This window comes from Trabulsiella odontotermitis (assembly GCF_001297775.1).
GTDB classification, from domain to species: Bacteria; Pseudomonadota; Gammaproteobacteria; order Enterobacterales; family Enterobacteriaceae; genus Trabulsiella; species Trabulsiella odontotermitis.
In genome coordinates this window covers 62,954-79,449 of record NZ_LIFX01000007.1, presented here as the reverse complement: position 1 = coordinate 79,449, position 16,496 = coordinate 62,954, and the positions used below count along the sequence as shown (strand labels likewise).

The following is a 16,496-nucleotide window of genomic DNA, read 5'->3' as shown; positions in this document are numbered from 1 at the left end:
ATGCGTAAGTCAGTTATTGCGATTATCATCATCGTGCTGGTAGGGCTGTATACGTCTGTTTTTGTTGTTAAAGAGGGCCAGCGCGGGATTACGCTGCGCTTCGGCAAAGTCGTTCGTGACGATGACAACAAACCGCTGGTGTATGAGCCGGGCCTGCATTTTAAAGTGCCTTTTATTGAATCGGTTAAAACGCTGGATGCCCGCATTCAGACCATGGACAACCAGGCCGATCGTTTTGTCACCAAAGAGAAAAAAGACCTGATCGTTGACTCCTACATCAAGTGGCGCATCAGCGATTTCAGCCGTTACTATCTGGCGACGGGCGGCGGCGACGTTTCTCAGGCCGAAGTGCTGCTGAAGCGTAAATTCTCTGACCGTCTGCGTTCTGAAATTGGTCGTCTGGATGTGAAAGACATCGTTACCGATTCCCGCGGTCGTCTGACGCTGGAAGTGCGTGATGCGCTGAACTCCGGCTCTGCGGGTACTGAAGATGAAGTGACCACGCCAGCCGCGGATGACGCGATTGCCAAAGCGGCAGAGCGCGTTCAGGAAGAGACCAACGGCAAAGTGCCGGTGATCAACCCGAACAGTATGGCTGCGCTGGGTATCGAAGTGGTGGATGTGCGTATCAAGCAGATCAACCTGCCAGCGGAAGTGTCTGAAGCGATTTACAACCGTATGCGCGCTGAGCGTGAAGCGGTTGCCCGTCGCCATCGTTCACAGGGCCAGGAAGAAGCGGAAAAACTGCGTGCTACCGCGGACTACGAAGTGACCAGAACGCTGGCGGAAGCCGAGCGTCAGGGGCGCATCACGCGCGGTGAAGGCGATGCCGAAGCCGCAAAACTGTTTGCCGACGCTTTCAGTCAGGATCCGGATTTCTACGCCTTTATCCGTAGCCTGCGTGCTTACGAAAACAGCTTCGAAAGCAACCAGGATGTGATGGTCATGAGCCCGGACAGCGATTTCTTCCGTTATATGAAGACGCCGGGTAACGCGACGCGTTAATATCGGCTCCGTTGTCCTGTCAAACCACCGCGTCCTTTAAAACGCGGTGGTTTTCTTTTGTAAGGAATGAAAATGAACTCAACAATATGGCTGGCGCTGGCCCTTGTGCTGGTACTTGAAGGGCTTGGCCCGATGCTCTATCCGCGCGCCTGGCGTCGGATGGTCGCCACCATGAGTCAGTTGCCGGATAACCTGTTGCGTCGTTTTGGCGGTGGTCTTGTGGTTGCCGGGATTGTCATCTACTACATGTTGAGGAAAACGATTGGCTGATCAATTTACAGTCAGATTTGCCTGATTTTAGGGTCAAAAAGTGCTGTAACTCTGAAAAAGCGATGGTAGAATCCATTTTTAAGCAAACGGTGATTTTGAAAAATGGGTAACAACGTCGTCGTACTGGGCACCCAATGGGGTGACGAAGGTAAAGGAAAGATCGTCGATCTTCTGACTGAACGGGCCAAATATGCTGTACGCTACCAGGGCGGACACAACGCAGGCCATACTCTCGTAATCAACGGTGAAAAAACCGTCCTCCATCTTATTCCATCAGGTATTCTTCGCGAAAACGTCACCAGCATCATTGGTAACGGCGTTGTGCTATCGCCTGCTGCGCTGATGAAAGAGATGACAGAACTGGAAGACCGTGGTATCCCGGTTCGCGAACGTCTGCTGCTCTCTGAAGCATGCCCGTTGATCCTCGATTATCACATTGCGCTGGATAACGCCCGTGAGAAAGCGCGTGGCGCGAAGGCCATCGGCACCACCGGTCGTGGTATCGGGCCAGCGTATGAAGATAAAGTCGCACGTCGCGGTCTGCGCGTGGGTGATCTGTTCGATAAAGCCACTTTCGCGGACAAACTGAAAGAAGTGATGGAATATCACAACTTCCAGCTGGTGAACTTCTACAAAGTGGAAGCGGTTGACTACCAGAAAGTGCTGGATGATGTGATGGCGGTTGCCGACATCCTCACCGCGATGGTGGTTGACGTGTCCGATCTGCTGGATCAGGCGCGTAAGCGTGGCGATTTCGTCATGTTTGAAGGCGCGCAGGGTACGCTGCTGGATATCGACCACGGTACCTATCCGTACGTGACCTCGTCCAACACCACCGCCGGTGGCGTGGCGACAGGTTCCGGCCTCGGCCCGCGTTACGTTGATTACGTGCTGGGTATCCTGAAAGCCTACTCCACTCGTGTGGGTGCAGGTCCGTTCCCGACTGAACTGTTTGATGACATCGGTGAGTTCCTGTGCAAACAGGGTAACGAATACGGTGCGACCACAGGCCGTCGTCGTCGTACCGGCTGGCTGGATTCCGTCGCTGTACGTCGCGCTGTACAGATCAACTCCCTGTCGGGCTTCTGCCTGACCAAACTGGACGTCCTGGACGGCCTGAAAGAAGTGAAAATCTGTGTGGCTTACCGTCTGCCGGATGGTCGTGAAGTCACTACTACACCGCTGGCGGCTGATGACTGGGAAGGCATTGTGCCAGTCTACGAAACCATGCCGGGCTGGTCTGAATCGACCTTCGGTGTGAAAACGCGTAGCGGCCTGCCGCAGGCAGCGCTGAACTACATCAAGCGTATTGAAGAACTGACGGGCGTTCCGGTTGATATTATCTCCACCGGCCCTGACCGTACTGAAACCATGATCCTGCGCGACCCGTTCGACGCATAATCATGCCGGGGCACGATTGCCGTGCCCCCTTCATTCCTGCTTTTTTACTTCCCCGTTCGAATTAATTAGCCCGTTACTATCTGGCTGGTTTATCATCAATAGTAATATTCTCCGCTTTTCCCCTGTTTTGAGGTTGATGTGCAGTTAACGAGTTTCACCGATTACGGATTACGTGCGCTAATCTATATGGCGTCGTTGCCCAACGGACGCATGACCAGTATCTCTGAAGTGACAGAGGTTTACGGTGTGTCCCGTAATCACATGGTTAAAATAATCAACCAGCTTAGCCGCGCTGGCTACGTTGCCGCTGTGCGCGGAAAAAACGGTGGGATCCGTTTAGGCAAACCGGCTGCATCCATTCGTGTGGGAGATGTTGTACGCGAACTTGAACCGCTTTCGCTGGTGAATTGCAGCAGTGAGTTTTGCCACATTACCCCTGCCTGTCGTCTGAAACAGGCTCTTTCTAATGCCGTGAATAGTTTCCTTAAGGAACTGGATAACTACACACTGGCTGATTTGGTTGAAGAGAATCAACCGCTTTATAAATTATTGCTGGTGGAAGAATGACAAAAAAAGGCTTTCACCAGAGATGACAACGGAGGAACCGAGATGTCACAAGATCCTTTCCTGGAACGCGAAGCAGAAAAATACACCAATCCTATCCCGAGCCGGGAATTCATCCTTGATCATTTATCTAAACGCGAAAAACCCGCCAGCCGTGAAGAGCTTGCGGTTGAACTGAATATTGATGGCGAAGAGCAGCAGGAAGCGCTGCGCCGTCGTCTGCGCGCCATGGAGCGCGACGGACAACTGGTCTTTACCCGCCGCCAGTGCTATGCGCTGCCGGAACGTCTTGATCTGCTGAAAGGGACCGTCATTGGCCACCGCGATGGCTACGGTTTCCTGCGCATCGAAGGGCGCAAGGACGATTTGTATCTCTCCAGCGAGCAGATGAAAACCTGTATTCACGGCGACGTGGTGCTGGCGCAGCCGCTGGGCGCTGATCGCAAAGGCCGCCGCGAAGCGCGTATTGTGCGTGTGCTGGTACCGAAAACCAGTCAGATCGTGGGCCGCTATTTTACCGATGCTGGCGTGGGCTTTGTCGTGCCGGATGACAGCCGCCTGAGCTTCGATATCCTCATCCCGCCGGAAGAGATTATGGGCGCGCGCATGGGCTACGTGGTGGTGGTTGAACTCAGCCAGCGTCCGACGCGCCGCACCAAAGCGGTGGGTAAAATCGTTGAAGTGCTTGGCGACAACATGGGTACTGGCATGGCTGTCGATATGGCGCTGCGCACCCATGAAATTCCTTACGTCTGGCCGCAGGCGGTGGAAAAACAAATTGCTGGCCTGAAAGAGCAGGTACCGGAATCGGCAAAAGCCGGACGCGTCGACCTGCGCAGTCTGCCGCTGGTCACCATCGACGGTGAAGACGCCCGCGACTTTGACGATGCGGTCTACTGCGAGAAAAAACGCGGTGGCGGCTGGCGCTTGTGGGTGGCGATTGCCGACGTGAGCTATTACGTGCGACCCGGCACCGCGCTGGATAACGAAGCGCGCAGCCGCGGCACCTCCGTCTATTTCCCGTCACAAGTGGTTCCGATGCTGCCGGAAGTGCTCTCCAACGGCCTGTGTTCGTTGAACCCGCAGGTCGATCGCCTGTGCATGGTCTGCGAAATGACGATTTCGTCAAAAGGCCGCCTGACGGGCTACAAATTCTACGAAGCGGTGATGAGCTCTCATGCGCGTCTGACCTACACCAAAGTGTGGCACATGCTGCAGGGCGATCAGGATCTGCGTGAGCAATACGCGCCGCTGGTGAGGCACATTGAAGAGTTGCACACCCTCTACAAAGTGCTGGACAGCGCCCGCGAAGAGCGCGGCGGCATCTCGTTTGAAAGCGAAGAAGCGAAGTTTATTTTCAACGCTGAACGCCGCATTGAGCGCATCGAGCAAACCCAGCGTAACGACGCGCACAAGCTGATTGAAGAGTGCATGATTCTGGCGAACATTTCTGCGGCGCGTTTCGTGGAAAAAGCCAACGAGCCTGCGCTGTTCCGTATTCACGACAAGCCGAGCAATGAGGCGATCACCGCATTCCGTTCGGTGCTGGCTGAGTTAGGGCTGGAGCTGCCTGGCGGTAATAAGCCGGAGCCACGCGATTACGCCGAACTGCTGGAATCCATCGCCGATCGTCCTGACCATGAAATGCTCCAGACCATGCTGCTGCGTTCCATGAAACAGGCGGTATACGACCCGGAAAACCGTGGTCACTTCGGCCTGGCGCTGCAGTCGTACGCTCACTTTACCTCGCCGATTCGCCGTTACCCTGACCTGTCGCTGCATCGCGCCATTAAGTATCTGCTGGCGAAAGAGCAGGGGCATAAAGGCAACAGCACCGAGACCGGCGGCTGGCACTACAGCATGGAAGAGATGCTGCAACTGGGCGAGCACTGCTCGATGACCGAGCGTCGCGCCGATGAAGCCACCCGCGAAGTCTCCGACTGGCTGAAGTGCGACTTTATGCAGGATCAGGTCGGCAACGTCTTCCCTGGCGTCATCGCCAGCGTTACCGGTTTTGGTTTCTTCGTGCGGCTGGACGATCTGTTTATCGACGGTCTGGTTCACGTCTCCACGCTGGATAACGACTACTATCGCTTTGACCAGATCGGTCAGCGGTTGATCGGTGAATCCGGTGGCCAGACCTATCGCCTGGGTGATCGCGTTGAAGTGCGTGTCGAAGCGGTCAACATGGATGAGCGTAAGATCGATTTCACGCTGATCTCCAGCGAGCGCGGCCCGCGCAACGTTGGCAAGACTGCCCGTGAGAAAGCGAAAAAATCCGCCAGTGGCAAGCCAGCGAGCCGTCGCCGGAATGCAGGCAAAAAGGTGAATTTCGAACCGGACAGCGCTTTCCGTGGTGAGAAGAAACAAAAGCCAAAGGCGGCAAAGAAAGACGCCAGAAAAGCGAAAAAGCCTTCCGCTAAAACGCAGAAAATTGCTGCCGCGACCAAAGCGAAGCGCGCTGCGAAAAAAACGACCGCGCAGTAATATCCCCCTCAATAACCCCTTCCCATCGGAAGGGGTTATTCTTTTTCGCTGCAAGCCATTCCACAACAGAATAACTGTTGACCTTACTCCCCCTGTTTTCCTGCTTATTCGTTTTCCGGTAATCGTTATTTATTATTCTTTATTAGCCAAATCAGGCAGATGTGTATAGTGAATTTCACTTCTGAAATACCCTCTTGATGAATAGGGAGCGTTTATGCATCTGGCCCGGTTTCCACGCATTTCACTTGGTCATTTTCCGACTCCGCTGGAGCCGCTGAATAATTTAACCCGGTTATTAGGCGGCCCCAAAATCTGGATTAAACGCGACGACGCAACCGGTCTGGCAACGGGCGGAAATAAAACCCGCAAGCTGGAGTTTCTGCTGGCGGATGCGCTGCAAAAAAAAGCCGATGTGGTTATTACCCAGGGGGCAACGCAGTCTAACCATGTGCGCCAGACTATTGCAGGCGCCGCGCGCCTCGGGCTGAAAGCGAAAGCGCTGCTGGAAAAACGCGTCACCGATTTTGGAGAGGATTATCAGCGTTCAGGCAACGTGTTGCTTGATAACCTGCTGGGCGGTGAAATCGTCGCTCATCTGCCAGGCGGCACCGATATGCAGCAGGCGATGGAAGAGTACGCCGCGACGCTACGCGAGCAGGGGCACAACCCGTATATCATTCCTGGCGGCGGCTCGAACCCGACTGGCGCGCTGGGCTACGTGGCCTGTGCGGAAGAACTGCTTTATCAGTCTTCAGAACGCCGTCTGCGCATTGATCACGTTGTTCACGCTACCGGCAGCACCGGTACGCAGGCCGGGTTAGTGGCCGGTTTTACCGCCACGAACAGCCATATTCCAGTACTGGGTATTAGCGTGCGTGCGCCAAAAGCGAAACAGGAAGAGAACGTCTGGAATCTGACCTCGCGAACGCTGGAACTGCTCGGCGTGCCGGGAGAGCTGTCGCGGCATGCGGTGGTGGTCAATAGCGATTATGTCGGCGACGGGTACGGTTTACCGACGGAAGGGACGCTGGAAGCGCTGACGCTGCTGGCCCGCCATGAAGGCATCCTGCTTGACCCGGTCTATTCCGCAAAAGGAATGGCCGGGCTTATCGATCTCATCCGCAAAGGCCATTTCCGTCAGGATGAAAACGTCGTCTTTATCCATACCGGCGGCTCGGCGGGGCTGTTTGGTTATCGTCAGGTGCTGGAGCATGGCTAAGCCCTTTTTGCTTGGCGTGCTCGGCGGGATGGGGCCGCTTGCGACACTGGATTTTCAGCGTCGCCTGCTGGACGCCACACCCGCGCAAAGCGACCAGCAGCAGTTGCCCACGGTGGTCTGGAATGTGCCGCAAATCGCGGATCGCCAGAAAGCGCTGGCGGGCACCGGGCCGTCGCCCCTGCCGCAGCTTATCCACGGTATTCAGACATTAAATCAGGCTGGCGCCAGTCACATCGCCATTCCCTGCAATACGGCTCACCACTGGTATGACGCGCTCAGTGAAGTGAGTGAAGCACCCATTCTGCACATCGTTGATGCCACGCTGGATGCGCTGGCGCAGTCTGTGGAAAGACCGCAGCGGGTTGGCGTGATTGCGACCAAAGGCACGCTGGAGGCGGGCTGGTATCAGCGCCGTCTGGCTCAGCAGGATATTGAGGTTGTGGTGCCAACGGACGAAGAACTGGCGCAATGGTTTGTGCCGGGCTGTTACGCGGTAAAACGCGGGGCGCTGGCGGAAGGGGGCGCGTTGCTGTCACAGCAGGCTAACGCGCTGTTTGCCCGCGGTGCGCAAAAACTGGTGCTGGCCTGCACCGAGGTGCCTGTCGCGCTTGAGGCCGTCAACTCGTCGTTTCTTCCTCTCACCTGGGATCCGGCGCAGGCACTGGCGGAGCGATGTTCGCATTTATGGCAATCCCAGGGCGTTTTAAACAGATAAGCCGTCCGGTGCGAGTTCGGACGAAATATTCAGATCCAACACAGGAAAATAAAATGAAAAAAAGTCTCTGCTTATTAATTGCAGCGGGTGGCTTATGGGCAAATATGAGTTTTGCCGATACGCCTGCTGAAGTTCGTGTAGCCTATAGCGGCGGTTCTCAGGTATTGATGCTGGCGAAAGCGGACGGGTCTCTGGATAAAGCATTAAACAGCAAAGTGAAATGGGTGCAATTTGCTTCTGGTGCCGATGCCCTGAATTATTTCGCCAGCAATGCGATTGATATTGCCAATTTTGGTTCAAGCCCGGCGACGGCAGGTATTGTGCGTAAATTACCGGTCGAAATAATTGGCGTTTCGGGGGTGATTGCCAGCTATGAGCGGCTGATTGGCAAAGATGGCATTGTGAAAATTAATGATATCGAGGGCAAGCGTGTCGCGTATCCACCAAATTCGACGGCGCAGTATGCCCTCGAAGCCGCGATCAGCGTCAATAAACTGGATCGCAGCAAAATCACGTTGCTGCCGCTGCGCCCTGCTGAGATGGTGGCCGCCTGGAAACGTGGTGACATTGATGCTGGTTACGTCTGGGCGCCGTTTGCGCAGGAGCTGGAGGCGTCGGGCGGTCATCAGGTGTTCGCCACCAAAGATCTGCAGAAAGATGGCTACCTGATTTACAACAACTATGTGGTTCGCAAAGCTTTTGCGGAACAGTATCCGGAAACGGTCACCGCTTTCCTGCGCGTACATCAGCAGAAAGTGGATGAGTTCAGGAAAGATCCGGAACGCGCGGCGGCGATCGTCGCCAAAGAGGTCGGTGCGCCGGTCACCACGGCGGCGAACACCCTGGGGGGGCTGGAATACCCCACGCTTGCCCAGCAGGGTACCGCTGACTGGCTGGGTAACGGCACGCAAACCACCGACAGCGGGATTGGTAAAGCGTTGACTAAAACTTCCGGTTTCCTCGCCGGTATCGGTGAGATCCGCAAGCGTGATATTCCAGCCAACTGGGATACCGCGATTGATTCCCGCTACATTCGCGACGCGGCGGTGGCGGCGCAATGAAATTGAGTCAGCATATCGCCATCAGCGTGTTGTCGGTGGCGGTTTTCTTTATCGTCTGGCAGGTGGCGGCGACGCGGCAGTGGGTCGATCCGCTGCTGTTGCCGTCGCTCACCGACATCGGGCTTACTACCGAAGAGCTACTGGCGGACGGTTACCGTCAGGTGCCGCTCTGGGAACACATTGCAGTAAGCCTGGCGCGTGCCCTGAGCGCGTTTGCCGTGGCGATTATTATCGGCATTCCGCTGGGTCTGTTGATGGGGCTGTCAGATGGCCTGGCGGCGGTACTTAACCCCTTCGTGCAATTCCTGCGGCCTCTGCCAAAAATAGCGCTCATCCCGCTGGCGGTCGTCTGGCTGGGGATTGGCGAGGCGTCCAAATTCTTCCTGATCTTTATCGCCACGTTTTTGAGCGTGGTGGTCGGCGCGTCGGCGGCGGTTGAGCGCATTGGCCGCTCGCGTATTCGTGTCGCGCAGACGCTCGGGGCGACACGTCGGCAGATTTTCCTGCGCGTGGTGTTACCGGATGCGCTGCCGGATCTCTTCACCACGGTCAGGCTGTCCATCGGCATTGGCTGGACGTCGTTGATTGCCGCTGAGATGGTCGCGGCCAGCTCCGGGCTGGGCTGGATGGTGATAAACGCCAGCTCTTATCTGCGCACCGATATCGTCATGCTCGGCATTTTATTGCTGGGCGGCATCGGCTATCTGCTGGATCTGTTACTGCTGGGGTTGCAGCGCCTGACGGTGCCCTGGGCGGGGAAAGAATAATGAGTGCTATCACCCTGGAAAATGTGTCGCTCTCTTTTGCGGCGAAACCGCAGCCGTTTACGGTGCTGGAAGATATCAGCCTGACCCTGAACCGCGGCGAGTTTGTGGTATTGCTCGGGCCGTCTGGCTGCGGGAAATCCACCATCCTGAACCTGGTCGCCGGGTTTACTCAACCGGATCGCGGGCGGGTGGCTGCGGGGGGGAAAACGGTACGACAACCTGGCCCCGACCGAGGAATGATCTTCCAGCAACCCAATCTGTTCCCGTGGCTCTCCGTTCTGGAAAACGTTACCTTTGGCCCGCGGCTGGGTAAACATCGTAAGGACGACATCAACGCGCAGGCACAGGCGTGGCTGGAGCGTGTGGGCCTGAAAGGTTTTGAACATCACGCCCCCTGGCAACTTTCCGGCGGCATGAAACAGCGGGTGGCGCTGGCGCGTGCCTGGCTTCCCGGCCCGGAAGTGCTGCTGCTTGATGAGCCGTTTGGCGCACTGGACGCGCAAACCCGGCTGATGATGCAGGAGTTGCTGCGCGAAGCCTGGCTGACGACGGGCACCACGCTGCTTTTCGTCACGCACGATGTGGAAGAAGCGCTCTTTCTTGCCGATCGCATCCTGATCATGTCAGCGAAACCGGGGAGAATCGTTGATGAGATCATACTGCCCTTTGGGCGGGAACGGGATATCGAAACGCTTGCCGAACATCCCGCTTACAGTGAGATCAAACACCGCGTTCTGCATCGGGTGCGCCAGGAGGCAAAGCGACACTTACGTTAGCGGAAACGTGCGACAGGGTCGATTTGAACGCCGGGTCAGTTATAATAGGCGCCAGTGATTTGCCTCACGGCCTAATTTAACCCGGCGCACACCGCCCAAACCGAGTACGTTTAATGAGTGAAATGATTTACGGCATCCATGCGGTGCAGGCCCTGCTGGAGCGCGCCCCGGAACGCTTTCAGGAAGTCTTTATTCTGAAAGGGCGCGAAGACAAACGCCTGCTGCCGCTGATCCACGCGCTGGAAGCGCAGGGCGTGGTGATCCAGGTTGCCAGCCGCCAGTATCTCGACGAGAAAAGCGAGGGGGCGGTGCATCAGGGGATCATTGCGCGCGTGAAGCCGGGTCGTCAGTATCAGGAAAACGATCTGCCCGATCTGCTCGCCTCGCTCGATCAGCCATTCCTGCTGATCCTCGACGGCGTCACCGATCCGCACAACCTCGGCGCCTGCCTGCGTAGCGCTGACGCCGCAGGCGTACATGCGGTGATCGTACCGCGTGACCGTTCCGCACAACTGAACGCGACGGCGAAAAAAGTGGCCTGTGGCGCGGCGGAAAGCGTACCGCTGATCCGCGTGACGAACCTGGCGCGCACCATGCGTCTGTTGCGGGAAGAGAATGTCTGGATCGTCGGAACTGCGGGCGAAGCTGACCATACGCTGCATCAAAGTAAAATGACCGGCCCGCTGGCGCTGGTGATGGGGGCGGAAGGCGAGGGCATGCGTCGTCTTACCCGCGAACATTGCGACGAACTCATCAGCATTCCGATGGCGGGCAGCGTCTCCTCGCTGAACGTCTCGGTGGCCACCGGTATCTGTCTGTTTGAAGCCGTGCGCCAGCGTGGCTAATCGCCGCTAACCTCACAAAACCATCCTGCGGGATGGTTTTTTTTGCCCTCATTTCAGGCATGACTGACAAAGGCTAACCATACTTATCAGGACAGCCATTGAAGGAGGGAAACGCAATGCACTGGCAAACGCATACCGTTTTTAATCAACCCACCCCGCTCAATAACAGTAACCTTTTCCTTTCCGATACCGCGTTACGGGAAGCGATACAGCGTGAAGGCGCTGGCTGGGACAGCGAGTTGCTGGCCAGCATCGGGCAACAACTGGGCACTGCGGAGTCGCTGGAGCTGGGGCGGCTGGCGAACATTAATCCCCCTGAATTGCTGCGCTATGACGCCACCGGCGCACGCCTTGATGATGTTCGTTTCCACCCCGCCTGGCATCTGCTGATGCAGGGGCTGTGCGCCAACCGGGTACATAATCTGGCGTGGGAAGATGAAGCTCGTGCCGGATCGTTTACCGCCCGCGCCGCCCGCTTCATGTTGCATGCGCAGGTGGAAGCAGGAACGCTGTGCCCGATTACCATGACCTTTGCGGCAACGCCACTGCTGAAACAGTCTCTGCCCGCGCCCTTTGCCGAGTGGATGACACCGCTGCTGAGCGATCGTTATGACGCTCACCTGATCCCCGGCGCCCAGAAGCGCGGCCTGCTGATTGGCATGGGGATGACGGAAAAGCAGGGCGGATCGGATGTCCTCAGCAATACGACGCGGGCGGAAAAAACCGACGACGGCAGCTGGCGGCTGGTGGGGCACAAATGGTTTTTCTCGGTGCCGCAAAGCGATGCGCATCTGGTACTGGCGCAGGCGAAAGGGGGATTGTCCTGCTTCTTCGTTCCGCGATTTCTGCCGGACGGGCAGCGAAACGCCATTCGTCTCGAACGTCTGAAAGACAAACTGGGCAACCGCTCGAATGCCAGCAGTGAAGTGGAGTTCCTCGACGCTTCAGGCTGGCTGCTCGGCGAAGAGGGCGACGGCATCCGGCAGATCCTCAAAATGGGCGCCCTGACGCGATTTGACTGTGCAATAGGCAGCCACGGCCTGATGCGACGTGCGTTGTCGGTGGCGCTGTATCATGCGCACCAGCGGCAGGTGTTCGGCAAAAACCTGGTCGATCAACCGATGATGCGCGAAGTGCTGGGCCGCATGGCGCTACAACTGGAAGGGCAAACCGCATTTTTGTTCCGCCTGGCGCGCGCGTGGGATCACCAGCAGGATGCGCAAGAAATGCTGTGGGCGCGGTTGTTCACCCCTGCGGCGAAATTTGCTGTCTGCAAAGCCGGGATGCCGTTTGTTGCGGAAGCGATGGAAGTGCTGGGCGGCGTGGGCTATTGCGAGGAGAGCGAGCTGCCACGTCTGTACCGTGAAATGCCGGTCAACAGCATCTGGGAGGGTTCCGGCAATATCATGTGCCTTGATGTGCTGCGCGTGTTGAGTAAACAGCCTGGCGCTCTCGAATTACTGAATGCGGAGTGCGCGGAGGTGAAAGGGCAGGATCGCCATTTCGATCGCGCCTGGCGTCAGCTTCAGCAACGGCTGCGTAAACCGTCGGAGGCGCAGGGGCGTGAAATCACTCAGCAACTCTGGCGGCTGGGCGTTGGTGCGCAAATGCTGCGCTATGCGTCGCCACCCATGGCGCAGGCCTGGTGTCGGATGATGCTGGATACGCGAGGGGGATCGCTGCTGAGTGAACAGGTCAAAGACGATTTGCTGTTGCGGGCAACGGGGGGCGGACGCTAGTCCTGTGCGGGCAGACGGCGTGATGTCTGCCCGAAAAATCAGGCGTACAGGATGGCTTTTACGCGCCAGTTGTCGGGCTGCTGGTCTTCGTACATCTGTATGATGCGGTACCAGGACGCACCCTGTTCGTCTGCCTTGGACGCAATGACTCGCTCAACATCCTGTTGACTACCAAAAATACTGTTGACGGAGATCAGTCCAATTTCATTTAACCCGGTGACACAATCCGCGCTGGCAAACTCTGCAGATTGCGCGACGGTGGTATTCATTCCTGCGCATAGCAGGAACGGGGATAAGGCAATTGATCGTTTCATCGTCAGCTCCATTTCACTTTACCCTGCGGTAAACCAGGGCATTCCATCGCAGGCGCTTCTCCTCAGATACTGCGCATTATGTCCCAGGAAACGTGAAGAGGCGCAAAGCCATGTAAAGCGACTGAAAAGATTCGGAATGTCATTTACGATACAAAATGGCCTGTGAATACCACTGACCCGGGAACTGCGTATCGTCAATCATTACAATGACGTAGTAATCCGCTTTGGCTGCAACGACTTTCTGTTTGATGGCCGCTTCGACGTCCATCGGCGAACCATGAACCAGCGCGCTCACGGTACCCATTCGCTGCAAACCCTCCGTCTGATTGCGGCGGATTTCCTGCGGATGATCGGATAGCGGTGGAGGAGGTTCGGGTGTGCCTTCAAGCAGGGTACAACCACTCAATAATACTGCCAGCATCAAGGGCGCAAACCGTCGCATAGCCATATCTCGTTTCCTGATAGTCTTAGTGTAGTGGGTAATTTATTCCCATTTGGGGGAATGTTCCCGAAGTGTTATCTCGAACGCGATTTTCGAATGAAAACGTTACGAAAGCGTAATCCACATCTCAACATTATGATTCATTCCTTTCGCCCGAGGCTTGCGGAATATCATTTCGCGTGGCATACCAGCATAAAAGAAGGAAATAATAAATGATTGAACTTGAAACACGCACCCTCGCTGGTGGTGAAATTCTTCATGCTTATCCGAAAGATGCGGCGAAGGATGCGCTTCCCTGCGTGGTGTTTTATCACGGCTTCACGTCATCAAAGCTGGTGTACAGCTATTTTGCCGTTGCGCTGGCGCAGGCGGGGTTTCGCGTCATCATGCCGGACGCCGCTGAACATGGTGCGCGGTTCAACGGTGATGAACAGAGCCGAATGGCACGCTTCTGGCCGATCCTGATGCAGAATTTTCACGAGTTTCCGGCGTTGCGTGATGCGCTAATGGCGGAAGGCTGGGTGAGTGAAGGGCGTCTGGCGGTGGCCGGTGCCTCGATGGGCGGCATGACCGCGCTGGGCATTATGACGCATCACCCTGATGTTTCCTGTGTCGCCAGCCTGATGGGCTCAGGGTATTTCAGCAGCCTGTCGCGAACGCTGTTTCCTTCCACCGATGGCTGGACGCCGCAGGTGCAGCAGCAACTGGCGGAATGGGATGTCAGCCGTCATCTGGCGTCGCTGGCGAACCGACCGCTATTGCTCTGGCATGGCGAAGAGGATGATGTTGTTCCGGCGGCGGAATCATTCCGCTTGCAACAGGCGTTAATCCGCCAGGGGCTGGACGGCCGACTGACCTGCGCCTGGCAGGCCAACGTTCGTCATCGCATCACCCCGGAAGCCCTGGCGTGCGCGGTGGATTTCTTTAAAAAACACCTCTAAACGAGGATCACCTTAACGCCCTGTGCGTCCAGTTTTTTCAGGATTTCCGCATCGGCCTGTTTACCGGTGATCACTATATCGATTTCGTCGGCACGGCTGAACAGCATGCCAGCGCGCTCGCCGACTTTGCTGCTGTCGACCAGCACCACCAGTTTGCCCACCACGTTCAGCATTTTCTGCTCGGCCATCGCCGTCAGCATATCGGTTTTATACAGCCCTTCGGTGGTCAGCCCTTTGCCGCTGGTGAACATCCAGTGCCCGGCATAGAGGCTGTTCTCGCTCCCTTGCGGGCTCAGCGTGATGGCGTGGCTTTTATTGTACTGGCCGCCCATGATGATCACGCTGTCATGTTCCTGATCAATAAGGTAATTCGCCAGCGGCAGATAGTTGGTGATGATCTGCACTGGTTTACCGCAGATTTCCCGCCCGAGCAGAAATGCCGTTGAACCGCAGTTAATCACCACGCTTTCGCCGGGCGTCACCAGTTGCGAGGCGGCTCTGGCAATGCGCACCTTTTCATCGTGATTCTGCGCCTGATGAATATTCAGCGGCGTCCAGCGCGGGCGCGGCTGGTTCATGGCTTCCGCACCGTTACGCACTTTTTTCAGCTTGCCGCTTTCATCCAGCTTGTTGATATCCCGGCGCGCCGTCGCCGGTGAAATCCCCAGCCGGGCAATCACCTGTTCGACCGTGACGAAGCCCGTTTGCGCCAGTAATTCCAGCAGGATTTGATGTCGTTGTGCTTCCGTCATGAGCTGATCCGATAAAAAATGATGGATAAAGATGATATTTGAAACGGCATGAAATTACTAAGATTTCGTGTGGCGCGGGAAGCGAAAAGCCTCCCGCCCGACAGTTTACAGGAACGATTTAAACGGCAGATCCGGCTCCTGGCTAAAGCAGTCGTCAAAGCCGCGAGGGTAATGATATTCGAAGCGGTCTTTATCCAGCGGCCAGGTAAACTTACCGCCCACCTGCCAGATAAACGGCTTAAAGCCATATTGCAGCCGATCTTTTTTCATTTCCCACAGCATGCGGATCTCTTGTGGATCAGCCTGAAAGTTTGACCAGATATCATGATGGAAAGGGATCACCACACGCGTATTCAGCGCTTCCGCCATCCGCAGGATATCGGCGCTGGTCATTTTGTCGGTAATGCCGCGCGGGTTTTCACCGTAGGAGCCGAGCGCCACGTCAATCTGGTGATCGTTGCCGTGCTTCGCGTAGTAGTTCGAGTAGTGAGAATCCCCACTGTGATAGAGCGTGCCGCCAGGGGTTTTGAACAGGTAGTTAACGGCTCGCTGATCCATGCCGTCCGGCAATACGCCCGCCGCTTTTTGATCCGCGGGAAGGGTGATCAGCGCCGTACGGTCAAACGCATCCAGCGCATGAATTTCGATGTCCTTGATTTTTACAACATCGCCGGGTTTGACCACGATGCAACGCGAGGCCGGTACGCCCCAGCCAGTCCACAGATCCACGCAGGTTTGCGGCCCGATGAAGGGAACATCGTCCGCACAGTTTTGCATCACGGCGGCGGCGACATTCACATCGATATGATCGTTGTGATCATGCGTGGCCAGCACGGCGTCGATCTGACGGATAGCGAACGGATCAAGCACAAACGGTGTTGTGCGAAGGTTAGGCTGCAGTTTTTTTACCCCTGCCATGCGTTGCATCTGATGGCCATTTTTCATCAGCGGGTTGCCGTGGCTCTGCTTACCGGTGCCGCACCAGAAATCAACGCAGACGTTGGTTCCGCCCTCGGATTTCAGCCAGATCCCGGTGCAGCCGAGCCACCACATGGCGAAGGTGCCTGGCGCCACCTGCTCCTGCTCGATTTCCTCGTTCAGCCAGCTTCCCCATTCCGGGAACGTGTTCAAAATCCAGGATTCACGGGTGATGGTGTTCACTTTACTCATCGTCTCTTCCCTCAGGTTTAATCAACTT

Annotated in this window: 17 protein-coding genes; 13 read left to right on the top strand and 4 right to left on the bottom strand. The window is 56.4% G+C overall.

Going from position 1 to position 16,496, the window contains the following annotated elements; genetic code table 11:
- From hflC to AOY23_RS10870, 12 genes are all read left to right on the top strand, one after another.
- Positions 1-1,005, top strand: a complete 1,005-nt coding sequence (hflC, locus tag AOY23_RS10925) for a protease modulator HflC (protein ID WP_054179666.1) — start codon at positions 1-3, stop codon at positions 1,003-1,005.
- Positions 1,006-1,077: 72 nt separating this feature from the next.
- Positions 1,078-1,275, top strand: a complete 198-nt coding sequence (locus tag AOY23_RS10920) for a DUF2065 domain-containing protein (RefSeq protein ID WP_049848594.1) — start codon at positions 1,078-1,080, stop codon at positions 1,273-1,275.
- Positions 1,276-1,377: 102 nt separating this feature from the next.
- A complete protein-coding gene (gene purA / locus AOY23_RS10915; protein WP_054179665.1) occupies positions 1,378-2,676 on the top strand; it encodes an adenylosuccinate synthase in 1,299 nt (432 codons plus the stop codon).
- 138 nt (positions 2,677-2,814) lie between these two features.
- Positions 2,815-3,243: a nitric oxide-sensing transcriptional repressor NsrR gene (nsrR, locus tag AOY23_RS10910; protein WP_038156281.1), complete on the top strand. Its 429-nt coding sequence runs from the start codon at positions 2,815-2,817 to the stop codon at positions 3,241-3,243.
- 42 nt (positions 3,244-3,285) lie between these two features.
- Positions 3,286-5,727: a ribonuclease R gene (rnr, locus tag AOY23_RS10905; RefSeq protein ID WP_054179664.1), complete on the top strand. Its 2,442-nt coding sequence runs from the start codon at positions 3,286-3,288 to the stop codon at positions 5,725-5,727.
- Positions 5,728-5,941: 214 nt separating this feature from the next.
- Positions 5,942-6,946, top strand: coding sequence for a D-cysteate sulfo-lyase (gene cuyA / locus AOY23_RS10900; protein ID WP_054179663.1), 1,005 nt, complete (start codon positions 5,942-5,944; stop codon positions 6,944-6,946).
- Positions 6,939-7,661, top strand: a complete 723-nt coding sequence (gene cuyB / locus AOY23_RS10895) for a cysteate racemase (RefSeq protein WP_054179662.1) — start codon at positions 6,939-6,941, stop codon at positions 7,659-7,661. The genes cuyA and cuyB overlap by 8 nt, the downstream gene beginning before the upstream one ends.
- A 53-nt stretch (positions 7,662-7,714) precedes the next feature.
- A complete protein-coding gene (locus AOY23_RS10890; protein ID WP_054179661.1) occupies positions 7,715-8,722 on the top strand; it encodes a taurine ABC transporter substrate-binding protein in 1,008 nt (335 codons plus the stop codon).
- Positions 8,719-9,489: an ABC transporter permease gene (locus AOY23_RS10885; RefSeq protein ID WP_054179660.1), complete on the top strand. Its 771-nt coding sequence runs from the start codon at positions 8,719-8,721 to the stop codon at positions 9,487-9,489. Before AOY23_RS10890 ends, AOY23_RS10885 begins: the two co-directional genes overlap by 4 nt.
- Entirely contained in the window at positions 9,489-10,265 is a 777-nt protein-coding gene (locus tag AOY23_RS10880; protein ID WP_054179659.1) for an ABC transporter ATP-binding protein, read from the top strand. The genes AOY23_RS10885 and AOY23_RS10880 overlap by 1 nt, the downstream gene beginning before the upstream one ends.
- A 113-nt stretch (positions 10,266-10,378) precedes the next feature.
- Complete coding sequence (rlmB, locus tag AOY23_RS10875; RefSeq protein WP_054179658.1) at positions 10,379-11,110, top strand: 23S rRNA (guanosine(2251)-2'-O)-methyltransferase RlmB; 732 nt, start codon at positions 10,379-10,381, stop codon at positions 11,108-11,110.
- A gap of 116 nt (positions 11,111-11,226) precedes the next feature.
- Entirely contained in the window at positions 11,227-12,849 is a 1,623-nt protein-coding gene (locus AOY23_RS10870; protein WP_054179657.1) for an isovaleryl-CoA dehydrogenase, read from the top strand.
- 38 nt (positions 12,850-12,887) lie between these two features.
- Here the strand turns inward: AOY23_RS10870 and yjfN are convergent, their stop codons facing one another.
- Positions 12,888-13,175, bottom strand: a complete 288-nt coding sequence (gene yjfN, locus AOY23_RS10865; protein ID WP_054179656.1) for a DUF1471 family protease activator YjfN — start codon at positions 13,173-13,175, stop codon at positions 12,888-12,890.
- A gap of 127 nt (positions 13,176-13,302) precedes the next feature.
- Entirely contained in the window at positions 13,303-13,611 is a 309-nt protein-coding gene (bsmA, locus tag AOY23_RS10860; protein WP_054179655.1) for a biofilm peroxide resistance protein BsmA, read from the bottom strand.
- A 206-nt stretch (positions 13,612-13,817) separates the two neighbouring features.
- On the opposite strand from bsmA, the gene yjfP reads away from it, so the two are divergent.
- Positions 13,818-14,546 carry an esterase gene (yjfP, locus tag AOY23_RS10855; protein ID WP_054179654.1) on the top strand — a complete coding sequence of 243 codons (729 nt, stop codon included), beginning with the start codon at positions 13,818-13,820 and terminating at the stop codon, positions 14,544-14,546.
- Here the strand turns inward: yjfP and ulaR are convergent.
- The gene (gene ulaR / locus AOY23_RS10850) at positions 14,543-15,298 is read right to left on the bottom strand and encodes an HTH-type transcriptional regulator UlaR (RefSeq protein WP_054179653.1); all 756 of its coding nucleotides are present in this window, start codon (positions 15,296-15,298) and stop codon (positions 14,543-14,545) included. The genes yjfP and ulaR overlap by 4 nt on opposite strands.
- Positions 15,299-15,403: 105 nt before the next feature.
- Entirely contained in the window at positions 15,404-16,468 is a 1,065-nt protein-coding gene (ulaG, locus tag AOY23_RS10845) for an L-ascorbate 6-phosphate lactonase (RefSeq protein WP_054179652.1), read from the bottom strand.
- Positions 16,469-16,496 lie beyond the last annotated feature (28 nt).